Source organism: Georgenia alba, assembly GCF_042665525.1.
Lineage (GTDB): Bacteria > Actinomycetota > Actinomycetes > Actinomycetales > Actinomycetaceae > Allobogoriella > Allobogoriella alba.
Genome location: NZ_JBHTCQ010000001.1, coordinates 1,749,613 through 1,763,406, shown reverse-complemented (window position 1 = coordinate 1,763,406; position 13,794 = coordinate 1,749,613). Strand labels below are relative to the sequence as shown.

The following is a 13,794-nucleotide window of genomic DNA, read 5'->3' as shown; positions in this document are numbered from 1 at the left end:
CTCAGCCCTCCGGCCCGGCGTAGCCGAACGCGCTCGCGTCCTGGGCGTAGAGGGCGCGTAGCCGGGCCGTGAGCTCCTCGGAGAGCTGGACCTCGCGGGTGGACAGGCCCCGGCCCCCCGACTCCCGCACCCGGGGTACCTCCTCGGGCAGCCCGAGGTCGTGCAGGGCGTTGAGGTTCCGCGGTACGGCGTCCAGGCCGTCCTCGAGCCGGTAGACGTGGCTGCCGGGCAGCAGGAACTCGGACTGCGGACGCAGGTGGTTGTCCAGGACGTAGTGGTCGGCGGCGTACTTCCGCAGCGCCCGGTCGGCCCAGGCGTCCACCGAGGCGGCGTCCGGCTCCAGGCCGAGGCGCCCGCTGCGCATCGCGTACTCCGACCGGAAGCGGGCCAGCGGCTCACGGACCGTCATGAAGATGGCGTCGAAGCGCTCCAGCCGGAACGTCGCGCGCAGCGGCTCGGCGTGCAGGTGCTGCGGTGAGCAGTAGCGCAACCAGTTCTGCGAGTGCTTGCCCGTCTTGCCGTCGCGGAACGTCATCTCCCACCCGTTGGCGGTGAAGAGGTTCTCCAGGGCGGAGCCGCCCGCCTTGGGCACGTGGACGAACAGGACGGCCTTGTCACCCTTGCTGAACACCGGCATGTGGTGGTTCGTGTCCTTCCGGTTCGGTGCGGCCGCGGCCCCGGGGCGCCGGTACGGCGCCGACCCGGGGCGACCTGGCGGCGAGTGTAGCCCGGCGCGGCCGGGTGCCCGCTGGGTGCGCGGGTCCCGCGCGGCGCCGACGCCGACGTCCGGACGCGGAACGATGAGCGGTTAGTGTGGGTCCGCGGTCGGCAGGCGGCCGCGAACGTGGCGAGGGGAAGGACGCGTGGAGTTCCGCGAGCTGAAGGTCCCGGATGCCTGGGAGATCACGCCGAAGCAGTTCGGTGATCCCCGCGGGGTGTTTCTCGAGGCGTTCAAGGAGGGACCGTTCGTCGAGGCGGTCGGACACCCGCTGGACCTGCGGCAGGCGAACTCCTCCGTCAGCGCCGCGGGCGTGGTCCGGGGCATCCACTTCGCCGACGTCCCGCCGTCGCAGGCGAAGTACGTGATGTGCCCGCGGGGCGCCGTGCTCGACGTCGTGGTCGACATCCGCGTCGGCTCGCCCACGTTCGGCCAGTGGGACAGCGTGCTGCTCGACGACGTGGACCGTCGCGCCATCTACGTCTCCGAGGGCCTCGGGCACGCCTTCTGCTCCCTGGAGGACGACTCGACGGTCGTCTACCTCTGCTCGGCGCCCTACGCGCCGGGGCGGGAGCACGGGGTGAACCCCGCGTGCGAGACGGTCGGCATCACCTGGCCGACCACCGCCCGCGACGGCTCGCCGCTCGAGCTGCTGCTGTCGGAGAAGGACACCGCCGCCCCGGGTCTGCACGAGGCGGCCGAGCAGGGTCTGCTGCCGTCGTGGGACGAGGTGCAGTCGTTCCTCGCGGCCAAGCGGGCCGCCCACGCCGGTCGGAAGGAGCACGCGTGAAGGTCCTCGTCACCGGCGGCGCCGGCTTCATCGGCGCCAACTTCGTCCACCAGACGCATCAGGCGTACCCGGACGCGAGCGTCACCGTCCTGGACAAGCTCACCTACGCGGGCAACCCGGCCTCCCTCGACGGGCTGGACCGCGTCGAGCTCGTCCGTGGCGACATCGCCGACGCGGACGTGGTGGACCCGTTGGTGCGGGAGGCCGACGTCGTCGTGCACTTCGCCGCGGAGTCGCACAACGACAACTCCCTCGACGACCCCTCCCCGTTCGTCACGACGAATCTGGTGGGGACGTTCACGCTGCTCGAGGCGGTGCGCCGGCACGGGGTGCGGTACCACCACATCTCCACGGACGAGGTCTACGGCGACCTCGCCCTCGACGACCCGGCGAAGTTCACCGAGGCGACGCCGTACAACCCGTCCTCCCCGTACTCCTCGACGAAGGCCGGCTCGGACCTGCTGGTACGCGCGTGGGTGCGCTCGTTCGGTGTCGAGGCGACGATCTCCAACTGCTCGAACAACTACGGCCCGTACCAGCACGTCGAGAAGTTCATCCCGCGGCAGATCACCAACCTCATCGACGGCGTGCACCCGAAGCTGTACGGCACCGGGGAGAACGTGCGGGACTGGATCCACGTCCGCGACCACAACTCCGCCGTGTGGCGCGTCATCGAGCAGGGCAAGATCGGCGAGACCTACCTCATCGGCGCGAACGGTGAGAAGAACAACAAGGACGTCGTCGAGCTCATCCTGGAGCTCATGGGGCACGACCCCGGCGACTACGACCACGTGGCCGACCGGCCCGGCCACGACCTGCGCTACGCGATCGACAACACGCGGCTGCGGGAGGAACTCGGCTGGGAGCCGGAGTTCTCCGACTTCCGCTCCGGCCTGGCGGACACCATCGCCTGGTACCGGCAGCACGAGGAGTGGTGGCGGCCGCAGAAGGCCGAGGTCGAGGCGAAGTACGCCCGCACCGGCCAGTAGCGCGTCAGCCTCCCGGCAGGGCGTCAGCCTCCCGGCGAGAAAGGCGGCTCCGGAGCGGCGGCTAGCCCTGCTCGAAGCTGAGCCGGCCGCGCGCGTCGACCGTGACGATCGTCTTCGTGTCCACGGGTCGGCCGCCGAACCGTGCGAGCATGCGGTACCGGCCGGGGCGGGCCGTGAGGCTGCCCCGGAGCACGGCCCCGCCGCCGGGGTCGGCGGTGATCGTGGCCGGTGCGGCGTCGAGCTCCTGGAGGAGCACGCCGCCCTCGAGCTCGCCGGCGCCGACGGCGGTGAGGTCACCGAGCGGGATCTCGAAGGTGTCCGCGCCGAGCCGGCGGTGCCGGGTGGACGCCTGCGCGGGCCGCAGCCCGGCCGAGCCGACGAGGCTGCGCGTGGACTGCCCGAGGTCGACCGCGAGCAGGCCGTTGGCCGTGCGGTACGCCACGCGGGTCTCTCCCGCGACGAGCGCCACGCGTGCCGGACGGGCGGTCCGCAGCCCGCGCTGGTTGAGGACCCCGAAGAGCTCGTTCCGTGCGCTGACGTCCCAGACCCCCGCCTCCAGGGCGTGGCCGAGCGCGGCGCTGCTCCGCTCGAGCGTCCCGACGGCCCGGACCGTCACCTCCGCGGGTCCGCCGGGTGTGCCGTCGACCGTCACCTCGCTCCGCGTCGGCAGCTCCCACACCACGCCGGTGTCCCGCGAGCGCACCGCGAGTGACGACGTGGCGGCACGGAGGTCGTCGGTGACGTCCTGCAGCTCCGCGGGGAGCACGTCCTTCAGGTAGGCCGGGAGCTCGAGGAGGACCCGGCCGGACTCGTCGAGCACCAGGGGCGGCCGGTGCCCGCCGCGGACGGTCCACCGTGCGGTGGCTTCGACGCGCAGCGCGCCCGTCTCGTCCCAGGAGACGTCGTCCGCCGAGGAGATGCCGGCGAGCTCGGCGTCGAGGGCGACCAGCTCGGAGAGGAGGTCCCACTCGCCGGCACGCGCGAGGTGGGCCCGCGCCCGGAGTCGGACGGGCAGCTCGGCGTCGAGCGCCGGCGGGACCTGCTCGGCGAGGATCCGAGCGGCGATCTCCTGGGCCGCGCGGCGGCGCCGCGCGGGGGCGGCGAAGAACCCGGCACCGAGGTTGGGCAGCATCCGGTGGCGGTACTGGTACCAGCGCATCTGCCCGTGCTGGAGCGCGTCCTGCGGGTCGCGACCGAGCCGCTCCCCGGTGTAGCGGAAGATCTCTTCGAGCCAGGCCCAGAACTCCTCGAGGTCCTCGCCGTAGCTGGAGGAGGCCGTCCGGCCACCGCGCACCCAGTGGTAGAACGGCACGTCGGCGAGGACGGCGACCCTCGGCCGGTGCGCGGCGACGTCGATGTTGAAGAAGACGTCCTCCCACAGCACCCGACGCCCCTCCGGGAACCGGATCCCGTGCTCGCGCAGGAACGCGCGGCGGTAGAGCTTGTGCGGGTTCGTCGGCAGCAGCGGGTGACGGTCGCGGAGCCCTGGCAGCGCTGCGTCCGGGCGGTTCGCCGCGTAGACGTCCAGACCCCACTTGGCCTGGTCGGTACGCGTCTCCTTGCCCGCGAGCACGTCGGCGTCGTGCGCCCTCGCATAGTCGTAGCCGGCGGCGAGCGCCTCGGGGTAGAGCTCGTCGTCGTGGTCCATGAACAGGACGTACTCGCCCTGCGCCGCCGCCAGGCCGGCGTTGCGCGGGTGACCGGGCCAGCCCGTGTGCTCCAGCTCGAGCAGCGTCGTGCTCGGCCGACCGTCGGTCAGCTCGCGCAGCCGGGTCACGTGCTCCGGGCCGGAGCCGTCATCGGCGAGGATCAGCTCGTGCTCCGCGGCGGGCAGGGTCTGCGCGTCGAGCGAGGCGAGCACCCGGTCCAGGTGCGCGGGCCGGTAGGTGGGGACGACGACGCTGACCTTCACCGTGGCTCCTCTGGCGTGTCGTGCGGCGGGTCGCTAGCTCAGGTCCGACTGGTGGTTGAGGATCTGGTCGGCGACGACCATGTCGGTCGGCGTCGTGATCTTGATGTTCCAGTCCTCTCCGCGCACGATCTTCACGCGGTGGCCCGTGTACTCCGCGACCAGGTCCGCGTCGTCGCTGACGCGCGCGTAGTGGTCGGCGATCGCCTTGGTGTAGGCCTCCGCCAGGAGCTCGCGCCGGAACACCTGCGGGGTCTGGCCCAGCCAGCTGTGCGACCGGTCGAGCGATCCCGAGACGTACTCCTCGTCGTCGACGAGCTTGAGCTGGACGACCGTGGGCGTGCCGAGCATCGCGGCACCGTGCTCGTCGCCGGCGGCGAGCGCCCGGTCGATGAGGTCGGCGTTGACGAACGGTCGCACGCCGTCGTGGACGATGATCATCTCGCCGGTGGTCGCCTCCAGCCCGAGCTTGGCCGAGATGAACCGCTCGGCGCCGCCGTCGACCAGGGTCACCGGGAGCCCGGCCTTCTCCAGGAGGATCTCGCTGTAGATCTCACGGTTCTCCGCGCTGATCGTCACGACGATCTCGTCGATCGCCGGGTGGACGAACTCCCGGACGGTCTTCTCCAGGATCGTCATCCCCCCGATCTTCTCCAGCAGCTTGTTGCTGCCGAACCGGGTGCCCTTGCCGGCGCAGGTGACGATCGCCGAGACGGACCTGCCGTTGTACATGCATCCTCCTGTCGTTGGCCGCACGGCCGGCGCCGCACGGCTCGGACCGCGGCCGTCAGCGCCGCTGGCGGGCCACGAAGGCCGCGATGGCCTCGAGCTCCTGCTCCTCGGTCATGAGGTAGCCGTCGGGCGCGGCCCGGCCCGCCGGCGCGAACAGCGCGCCGTGCTTGGTGCGCATGTCCCGGGTGTACCCGAGGCTCTCCGGCGTCTCCTCGACGTCGGCGTGCTGGCCCCAGATGTCGCGGCCGAAGACCTGCTGCGCCACCGTCCCGGACTCGATCGGCGGCGGCGCCACGTTGAGGGAGCCGAGCCCGTGCTCCAGGGCGATCCTGGTGTCCGCCCACACCCGGGAGAGGTCGTAGTGCTGGAAGGCGAGCCGCGGCCGGATGTGCTCGACCCGGTAGTCGTTGAGCAGGTCGTACACGATCCCCTTCTTGAGGTTCGCGCCGTACAGCTGCGGCAGACGCAGGATGAGGGTGTCGAAACGGGAGGCGAGGACGTGCTCCTGGTACGCGCGGTTGGCGCCGTAGGGCAGCAGGCCCTCCTCGGTCACCGGGGTGTCCTCGTCCGGCGAGGTCAGCGGCGGGTACAGGGACACGGTGGAGACGAGGACGAGCTTGCCGATCTCCGCCCGGCTCAGCAGGTCCACGTAGTCCTGGATCTCGGCCCGGTCCTCCTGGCCCGCGCCGTGGTTGATGCGGTGGGAGTCGGCCCGGTTCGCGGCGCTGACCACGAGGTCGTACCGCTTGCCGGCGATGTCGGCGATGTTCGAGGTGTTGTACGTCGCGTCGAAGTCGTGCTGGAGCGCGAAGTTCGACCCGACGAAGCCGGTGTGGCCGACGAGGGCGCTGGTCATCGTTCTGCCTCCGTGGTCGTCTGGGCGTGGTCGAACCGTGGGGTGCGGTCCCCGAGCAGGGGCACGTGCAGCAGCAGCGGTGCGACGACGGTACGTCCCTGGAACCGGAAGGCGACCCGGTAGGTGCCCGGCAGGGCACGGACGATCCCCTCGACGCGTGCGCCGTCGTCGTCGCCGACGAGCCGGGCCGGCTTGGCCCCCAGGGCGCGACGCAGCACCGGACCGATCCGGGGCAGGCCGTGCAGCCGGCCGCTGAGCGCCACCGTGGCGGGCAGCGAGCCCGCAGGGCTGAGGGAGATGCTGCCGCGGATCTCGGTGCGCCCCGCCGTCGTGACGTCCGTCAGCGGCAGGTCGAACCGGTACAGGCCGCCGCGACCCGCCGGGGCGAACCGGGCCTCGCCCACGGCGGGGCGGGCCTCGGCGAGCACGCTGCGGACCTTCTGCCCGAGGTCGAGGCTGAGCTTGCCGTCCCGGTTGGCGTACGCGACCGCGCTGCGTCCGCGCAGCAGCGCGACGTGGCTCGGCGTCCGGGTGGCGAGACCGTTGTGGATGCTCGTGCCGAGCAGCACGTTCTTCGCGTGGAAGTCCCACAGCGGCCCCTCCAGCGGCGCGCCCCCGGCGCCGGAGCGCAGGTCGACCGTGGCGGTCGCGTCCACCGCCACCGTGACGGCCTCGGTGCGTGCCGCCGTCCCGGAGGCGTCCTCGGAGTTGATCGGCTCGACCCTCAGCTCGGTGCTGGTCGGCAGCTCCCAGGTGACCTTCTTGCGTCGGTCGCGGATCGTCAGCAGGGACCGGGCCCGCCGGATCTCGTCCGTGACGTCGAGGTACTCCTCCGGGACGACGGCTGCCACCTCCGCTGGCACGGCGCGCACCAGTCGGTCACCGCGGCGCAGCAGCACCAACGGCTTGTCGTCCTTGGTGGCCCACCGCGCGGTGGCGCGGACCGTCAGGACGTCCCCGTCCCAGGTCACCTCGGACGTCCGGCTGGTCCCGGCGAGGCCGTTCTCGTACGTACGCAGGGTCCGGGCCAGGTCGATCCGCTCGTGGCGCAGCAGGTGGGCACGCGGGCGGGTCAACGGGGGCATCTGGGCGTCGACCTCGGCCGGCAGGTACCGCTCGAGCACCGTCCGCAGGTGACCGAGCGCCATCGGCAGCCAGTCGTCCCCGGGCCGGCCCAGCTCGCGCCAGAACCGCCCGACGATCCGGGTGTTGTACTGGTGGCGCATCATCGACCCGCGGGCGTCGGCGAACTCGGCCTCCGGCAGCTCGCGGTCGATGAAGGCGTACAGCGCGAGGAGCTTCTCCCAGAACTCCTCCTCCCGAGGGCCATAGGTCGCGGAGTTGTTCTGGGCGGTCTCCACCCACAGGTACACCGGCGTCTCGGACAGGATGGAGACGACCTTCGCGTGCCGGTACGCCGAGATGTTGAAGTAGACGTCCTCCCACAGCATGCGGCGGCCCTCCGGGAAGCGGATGCCGTGCTCGCGCAGGAAGGACGTCTTGTAGAACTTGTGCGGCATCATCGGGAACAGCGCGTTGATGCCGCGCTTCGGCAGCGCGTTCGGGATGTTCCCGGTGTAGTTGCCGATCCCCCAGCCGACGTCGGAGGTCTTGGACTCCTTGGGGCTGAGCACGTCGGCGTCGTTGGCCTTGGCGAACTCGTAGGAGGCGCGCAGCCCGTCCGGGAACAGCGCGTCGTCGTGGTCCATGAACAGCACGTACTCGCCCTCGGCCATGTCGATGCCGACGTTGCGCGGCCGGGACGGCCAGCCGGAGTTCTCGATGCGCTCGATCCGCACGTTGTCGTGCGTGTCGCGGATCTGCTGCAGCCGCTGCCACGTGTCGTCGGGCGAGCCGTCGTCGACGATGATGAGCTCGAACTGAGAGCTCGGCATGGTCTGCTTCTCCAGCGAGCCCACGACCCGGTTGATGCCGTCCCCCGGCCGGTACGCGGGGACGACGACGGAGACCTTCCTCACCGGTCCGTCGTCACCTCCGAATCATCCTGCGCCGCGCGGTCCTGCGCGGCGGCCCGCCCGGCGGCGCCGCCGTTGCGGCGGGCGTGCTCGAACACGGCGTCGTACAGCTCGACGACTCGGCGCTGCTCACGCCGCATGCTGTCGATCTCGCGGCGCAGCTCGCGCAGCTCGCGCTCGTACATGAGGATGCGGGCGCCGTGCTGCTCGTACTCGGCGTCGAACCGGGTGATGGTCTCGAGGTTGGTCATGGTGCGCGGCGCGACGCTCCGCGCGATCCGACCGATGAGTTCCTTCATGCTTGCCCCTTCTGTTGGACTCAGCGCCACAGGACGACGGTCTGCCTGGTCCGCCGGCCGTACGGCGTGGAGACGTCGGTCGACCCGAGCGCGTGGAACGACAGGCCGAACCGTCGGGTCTCGGTGAACAGGGTCTTCAGCGGCAGGTGCCAGGTCTCGGGGTTCTGGGAGTCCCGGTGCGGGTGCGGGTCGGAGTAGAAGGTCATGTAGGCCTTGGTGCGCTCGCCCAGCACGGCCCGCAGCAGCACGTAGATGCTCTCCCGGCCGTTCGGGGGCACGTCGTGCAGCATCCGGGACGCGAAGAACCACACGTCCTGGCCCTCCTCGAGGAGGTCGAGCGCCAGCCGGAGGACCCCGTGGCGGTCGTTGGTGTTGAGGTAGTCGTAGGTGACGTTCTCCGGCCGGGTCTGGCGGGCGAGCCGGAGCGCCTCGTGGCTGTAGTCGAACGCGCGGACGGGATGACCGGCCGCGGCGATGCGCTCGGTCAGCCGGCCGTCGCCACACCCGAGCTCGATCACCGGAGCACCGGCGGGCAGCATCTGCAGGAACCGGCTGACGTCGCCGACGCCGTCGTCCGCGCCGGACGAGGGCTCTCGTTCGGCGAGCTGCTCGTAGTGCTTCTCCCACCAGACGCGCTGCCGGTTGTAGACGCCGAAGGTCGTCTCGAACAGGCGCAGCGTGCTGGGCGGGGTGACGAACTTGAAGGACGGGTCCGGGACCAGCCAGCTCGGGCCGTAGGCGAACTCGAGCCATGCCTCCGGCCGGGCCGGCGCCGGCAGGGTCCGGCCACCGATCTCGATGGTCGAGGTCGGCACCAGCGTCTCCCGGGGAAGCTCGCCGCGCAGGGCGAACGGCTGGTTGTACTGCCCGTCCTCCGTGTGGAATCCCGTGAAGATGTCGATGTAGTGGTCGGTGAACCCGGCCTCGTCGAAGTAGGTCACCTGCAGGTGCGCGAGCGAGTGCCGCACGACGGTGTGCCCCGCCTGCGTGAGCCGGCGCTCCATCTCGTAGGAGGCCAGCGAGACGTCGGCCATGGTCGTCTCGTCGCACAGCCAGGCGAGGTCGATGTCGTCGTCGTGCGGCATCAGCTGGCCGTTGCGCTTCGCGCCGAGCAGGGTCCCGCCGACGGCGTACACCGGGTAGCCCCACCCCTGCAGCTGCTCGACGAGCGCGACGGCGCTGTCCAGCAGGCGGTCCTGGACGCCGGAGTCGCCGCTGTCGAGGGTCGGGCCCAGGCGGTCCCACTTGTTGACCGCGAGCTTCCGGCCCCGGGCGTCGCTGACGTCGACCCGGCCGTTGCCCGGGAAGCGGACGTCTTGCTCGGCGATCACCTCGCCCGTGGCGGAGTCGGTCACCGTGAGGTGGGTGCGACCGCGCAGGTAGGGGCGCAGGGCACGGGGCCAGGCGACGGCGATCATCGGGCCGGCGGCCCACCGCACGGGGGTGGACCACACGCGGTGTCCGTCGAGGTTCACGTCGAGCGTCCCGTCGGGGACGTCTCTGCCCGGCAGGTGCACCGCCAGCAGCCGCGTGGTGGCGAACAGCGTGGGCACCGACCCTCCTCAGGTCTCGGGTCCGGATGGATCCCGTGAGTGTAACCACGGCGTCTGGAGAGCCGCCGGACGTGCCCGGGCGGTCCGCGTGGGGTGCGTCACCCGATGCTCGGCCGTGCCGGGCCGGATGGTTGACTGAGGTGCTGACGGACGACGCAGCGCCTCCGAGGGCCGTGTCGCACCCCGGAGCCAGGAGGATCAGCCGGCCGTGACCATCGTGCAGAACCTCGTCCTGCCGCGGCAGGACACCGCGCGGCTGCCGCTCTACGTCGAGACGCCACCCGATGCGGGTTCCGCCGACCTGATCGTCCGCTCGCGCCGTGCCGCCGCGGTCCGCGCGGGCACGTCGGCGTCCTTCGCGACCTACTTCAACGCGTTCCCGGCGACCTTCTGGCGGCGCTCGACCGGCGTGCGCATCGTCACGCTGAGAGCCCGCCTCGCCGGCGAGGGCCGGCTCGTGCTGCACCGCTCGGACGCCACCGGTGCGGCCTCCGTGGCGGCCGAGCACACCTTCTCCGCCGATGCCGGAGACACCACGATCACCCTCGAGCTCAGCCTCGACGGCTTCGACGACGGCGGCTGGGCCTGGTTCTCGCTCGAGGCGTCCAGCGACGTGGAGCTGCTCGGCGCGGCCTGGGAGGTGCCCGCGGAGCAGGCCGTCGGGCACGGCCCGACGGCCCCGAGCACGACCGTCGGCATCACCACGCTCGACAAGCCCGACTTCTGCCTGCGCACCCTCCGGGCCCTCGCGGACGACCCGGAGGTCCTCGCCGTCGTCGACCGCGTGTGCGTGGTGGACCAGGGCACGGCCAAGGTGGCCGCCGAGCCCGGCTTCGCCGAGGTCGCGGCGGCCCTGGGTGAGCGCCTGCGCGTCGTCGACCAGGAGAACCTGGGCGGGTCGGGCGGCTTCTCCCGCTCGATGCTGGAGGGCCTCGACGAGGGCTCCTCCTCGGTGCTGATCATGGACGACGACGTCGACGTAGAGCCGGACTCGGTGCTCCGCGCGGTCAGGTTCGCGGCGGCCTGCACCGAGCCGACGATCGTCGGCGGTCACATGCTCGACCTGCAGCACCCGACGGTGCTGCACTCCTGGTCGGAGGTCGTGGACCAGTCGATCTTCATGTGGGGGGCCGCCGACCGGGCCGCGGAGCGGCACGACCTCGCCGGCTCGGGGCTGCGGACCACCCCGTGGATGCACCGGCCCGGCCGGACGGACTACAACGGCTGGTGGATGTGCCTGCTGCCCACCGACGTGCTGCGGCGGATCGGGCTCGCCGCGCCGTTCTTCATCAAGTGGGACGACGCCGAGTTCGGGCTCCGGGCCGCCGAGTCCGGGATGCGGACCGTGTCGCTGCCCGGGGTCGCGCTGTGGCACGTGAGCTGGCTCGACAAGGACGACACCATCGACTGGCAGGCGTACTTCCACGAGCGCAACCGGCTCGTCACCGCGCTGCTGCACGCCGAGCGGCCGCGGGGCGGGAAGCTGCTGCGCGAGTACCGGCGTCTGCACCTCAAGCAGCTGCTGTGCCTGCAGTACTACGCGGTGTCCCTCCGGCACCGGGCGCTCCGCGACGTGCTGCGCGGCCCGGACGGGCTGCACGAGGCACTCCGCACCGCGCTGCCGGACGCCCGCGCGCTCGCGGCCGACTTCCCCGAGACCCGGACGCGCCCGAACCCGCCCGGAGTGACACCACCCGCCGATCACTCCCGCGAGCCCCGGCCGGGGCCGAAGGGGCTGGCGCTCGCGCTCTTCACCGCGCGCGCGGCCGCTCGGCACGTGCTGGTGCCGCGCCGCTCCTCCCAGCCGCAGCGGCTGCTGGCGAAGGGCGAGGCGACGTGGTGGCACCTGCCGTCCTACGACTCCGTGCTGGTGGAGAAGGCGGACCGCACCGGCGTGAACTGGTACCGGCGGGACCCGCGGACCTTCCGGCGACTGTGGCTCGACTCGTTGCTGCTGACGGGGCGCCTCGCGTCACGGTGGTCCGAGCTGTCCGCGGAGTACCGCTCGGCACTGCCGGGTCTGACCACCCCGGAGGCATGGGCACGCACGACGGGACGCCCACGCCGGTGAGCCCCGGCGGTCCGGCAGGGACGGACGGGCGACTTGTAGACTCGAGCAGCCACCCCGGCGGCCGGGTCGCGACGCGTCCGCGGCGCAGTGGAGAACGAGTGGTTGGGAGCACAGTGGGCGCAGTCAGCGCACCGGCACCCCGGGACGACGAGACCGGGGATCTTCGCGCTCTCGCGGAGCGGCACGGACTGAAGCAGATCGGCATCCGTCCGGGACTGGTCGAGTACCTCCGGCAGCTGTGGTTCTTCCGCCAGTTCGCCGGGTACCTCGCCTCGTCGCGGGCCTACGCCCAGAACCAGAACTCCTACCTCGGCCAGGCCTGGGCGATCCTCACGCCCGTCCTGAACGCCGCGGTCTACGTCGTCATCTTCGGGCTGGTGCTCCGGACCTCGCGCGGTGTGGAGAACGCCGTCGCGTTCATCGTGATCGGCGTCTTCCTGTTCCGCTTCTTCGACCGCTCGGTCGTCGCCGGCGGAAGGTCGATCTCGGACAGGCTCAACCTGGTGCGCTCCCTGCACTTCCCGCGCGCGGTGATGCCCATCTCCGCGGTGCTGACCGAGCTGAGCACGCTGCTCCCGGCGCTCGTGGTCATGTGCGTGCTGACGCTGGCGAGCGGCCTGCACCCGGACTACCCGATGGTTCCGGTCACGTGGGAGTGGCTCCTGCTGCCCGTCGCGGTGGGCCTGTTCGGCATGTTCAACGTGGGCTGCGCCTTCATCTCGGCCCGCATCGTCGCGGCCGCCCCGGACGTCCTCAACGTCATCCAGTTCCTCCTGCGGTTCGTCTTCTACGGCTCGGGTGTGATCTTCCCGATCGGTCACTACGTCGAGCGGATGCCGGCGGTCGTCGGCAGCGTCATGGAGTACCAGCCGGCCGCCCTCGCCCTCGACCTCGGCCGCCAGGCCCTCATGGACGAGCCGACCATCCCGCTGGACCCGACCAAGTGGCTGATCATGCTCGGCTGGGGCGTGCTGTTCCTCGTCGGCGGATTCCTCTACTTCTGGCACGGGGAGGAGCGGTATGGCCGAGAGTGACCCCGAGATCGACTTCGAGTTCGACCCCGAGGACCTTCCCGAGAAGCACCACGGCTCAGGGCCGCTGGGCCCGCCGTCGCTCATCGTCGACAACGTCCACGTCAAGTACCGCGTCTTCGGCGCCAAGAAGGCCGGCGCCGTCACGAACGGCAAGCCGTCCCTCTACAACCGGCTACGGTGGCGCGCCCAGGGCCACGTCGGGGCGACGTCGGAGGTGCACGCCGTCCGAGGCGTCTCGTTCGTGGCGCACCAGGGCGAGGCCATCGGCATCGTGGGCACCAACGGCTCGGGCAAGTCGAGCCTGCTCCGTGCCGCGGCAGGCCTCATCCCACCGGCGGAGGGCGCCGTGTACGTCGGCGCCGAGCCCTCGCTGCTCGGCGTCAACGCGGTGCTGATGCGTCAGCTCACCGGTGAGCGCAACATCATGATCGGCGGGCTCGCGCTCGGCCTGAGCATGAAGGAGGTCAGGGAGCGTTTCGACGAGATCGTCGACTTCGCGGACATCGGCGACTTCGTGTACCTGCCCATGAAGACGTACTCCTCCGGGATGGCCGCCCGGCTCCGGTTCGCGATCTCCTCGGTCGCCACCCCGGACATCCTCATGATCGACGAGGCCCTGGCCACCGGTGACGCCGACTTCAAGCAGCGGAGCAACGCCAAGATCGAGGAGATCCGCGAGCACGCCGGAACCATCTTCCTGGTGAGCCACTCGCTCGAGACGGTCCGACGGATGTGCTCCCGGGTGCTGTGGATGGACCAGGGCAGGCTCGTCCAGGACGGCGACCCGGAAGAGGTCACCGACGCCTATCGCGAGCACGTGCGATCCCGGCGCGGGAAGAAGGGCAAGAAGGGCTGAGCCCTCGCCCG

Annotated in this window: 12 protein-coding genes; 5 read left to right on the top strand and 7 right to left on the bottom strand. The window is 71.6% G+C overall.

What is annotated here, in order from left to right:
• Position 1 precedes the first annotated feature (1 nt).
• Positions 2–637: a sulfotransferase family 2 domain-containing protein gene (locus tag ACFQQL_RS08075; protein ID WP_382393055.1), complete on the bottom strand. Its 636-nt coding sequence runs from the start codon at positions 635–637 to the stop codon at positions 2–4.
• A 226-nt stretch (positions 638–863) separates the two neighbouring features.
• Here ACFQQL_RS08075 and ACFQQL_RS08070 point away from each other — a divergent pair, with 226 nt between their 5' ends.
• Positions 864–1,508, top strand: a complete 645-nt coding sequence (locus tag ACFQQL_RS08070) for a dTDP-4-dehydrorhamnose 3,5-epimerase family protein (RefSeq protein WP_382393053.1) — start codon at positions 864–866, stop codon at positions 1,506–1,508.
• Positions 1,505–2,497, top strand: coding sequence for a dTDP-glucose 4,6-dehydratase (gene rfbB, locus ACFQQL_RS08065; protein WP_382393051.1), 993 nt, complete (start codon positions 1,505–1,507; stop codon positions 2,495–2,497). The genes ACFQQL_RS08070 and rfbB overlap by 4 nt, the downstream gene beginning before the upstream one ends.
• Before the next feature lie 61 nt (positions 2,498–2,558).
• Here rfbB and ACFQQL_RS08060 read toward each other — a convergent pair whose 3' ends face one another.
• The 6 genes from ACFQQL_RS08060 to ACFQQL_RS08035 are packed head-to-tail and all read right to left on the bottom strand — an operon-like array spanning position 2,559 to position 9,822.
• Entirely contained in the window at positions 2,559–4,409 is a 1,851-nt protein-coding gene (locus ACFQQL_RS08060; RefSeq protein ID WP_382393049.1) for a glycosyltransferase, read from the bottom strand.
• Positions 4,410–4,442: 33 nt separating this feature from the next.
• The gene (locus ACFQQL_RS08055; protein WP_382393047.1) at positions 4,443–5,138 is read right to left on the bottom strand and encodes an IspD/TarI family cytidylyltransferase; all 696 of its coding nucleotides are present in this window, start codon (positions 5,136–5,138) and stop codon (positions 4,443–4,445) included.
• Positions 5,139–5,193: 55 nt separating this feature from the next.
• Entirely contained in the window at positions 5,194–5,994 is an 801-nt protein-coding gene (locus ACFQQL_RS08050) for an NAD-dependent epimerase/dehydratase family protein (RefSeq protein ID WP_382393045.1), read from the bottom strand.
• Positions 5,991–7,973, bottom strand: coding sequence for a glycosyltransferase family 2 protein (locus tag ACFQQL_RS08045; RefSeq protein ID WP_382393043.1), 1,983 nt, complete (start codon positions 7,971–7,973; stop codon positions 5,991–5,993). Before ACFQQL_RS08045 ends, ACFQQL_RS08050 begins: the two co-directional genes overlap by 4 nt.
• Positions 7,970–8,269 carry a hypothetical protein gene (locus ACFQQL_RS08040; RefSeq protein WP_382393041.1) on the bottom strand — a complete coding sequence of 100 codons (300 nt, stop codon included), beginning with the start codon at positions 8,267–8,269 and terminating at the stop codon, positions 7,970–7,972. Before ACFQQL_RS08040 ends, ACFQQL_RS08045 begins: the two co-directional genes overlap by 4 nt.
• Before the next feature lie 20 nt (positions 8,270–8,289).
• On the bottom strand, positions 8,290–9,822 hold the full coding sequence (locus tag ACFQQL_RS08035) for a class I SAM-dependent methyltransferase (protein WP_382393039.1): 1,533 nt from the start codon (positions 9,820–9,822) through the stop codon (positions 8,290–8,292).
• A 208-nt stretch (positions 9,823–10,030) separates the two neighbouring features.
• On the opposite strand from ACFQQL_RS08035, the gene ACFQQL_RS08030 reads away from it, so the two are divergent.
• The 3 genes from ACFQQL_RS08030 to ACFQQL_RS08020 all read left to right on the top strand — a co-directional run bounded on the left by ACFQQL_RS08030 (position 10,031) and on the right by ACFQQL_RS08020 (position 13,783).
• A complete protein-coding gene (locus ACFQQL_RS08030) occupies positions 10,031–11,893 on the top strand; it encodes a glycosyltransferase (RefSeq protein ID WP_382393037.1) in 1,863 nt (620 codons plus the stop codon).
• Between the two features lie 98 nt (positions 11,894–11,991).
• Positions 11,992–12,927 (top strand): ABC transporter permease, encoded by a 936-nt coding sequence (locus ACFQQL_RS08025; RefSeq protein ID WP_382393035.1) that lies wholly within the window; start codon positions 11,992–11,994, stop codon positions 12,925–12,927.
• Positions 12,914–13,783, top strand: coding sequence for an ABC transporter ATP-binding protein (locus ACFQQL_RS08020; RefSeq protein WP_382393033.1), 870 nt, complete (start codon positions 12,914–12,916; stop codon positions 13,781–13,783). Before ACFQQL_RS08025 ends, ACFQQL_RS08020 begins: the two co-directional genes overlap by 14 nt.
• Positions 13,784–13,794: the final 11 nt, after the last annotated feature.

Coding starts and splice junctions, on each gene's coding strand:
- ACFQQL_RS08050 (WP_382393045.1), bottom strand. CDS start 5,994: ATGACCAGCGCCCTCGTCGGCCACACCGGCTTCGTCGGGTCGAACTTC.
- ACFQQL_RS08020 (WP_382393033.1), top strand. CDS start 12,914: ATGGCCGAGAGTGACCCCGAGATCGACTTCGAGTTCGACCCCGAGGAC.
- ACFQQL_RS08055 (WP_382393047.1), bottom strand. CDS start 5,138: ATGTACAACGGCAGGTCCGTCTCGGCGATCGTCACCTGCGCCGGCAAG.
- ACFQQL_RS08075 (WP_382393055.1), bottom strand. CDS start 637: ATGCCGGTGTTCAGCAAGGGTGACAAGGCCGTCCTGTTCGTCCACGTG.
- ACFQQL_RS08040 (WP_382393041.1), bottom strand. CDS start 8,269: ATGAAGGAACTCATCGGTCGGATCGCGCGGAGCGTCGCGCCGCGCACC.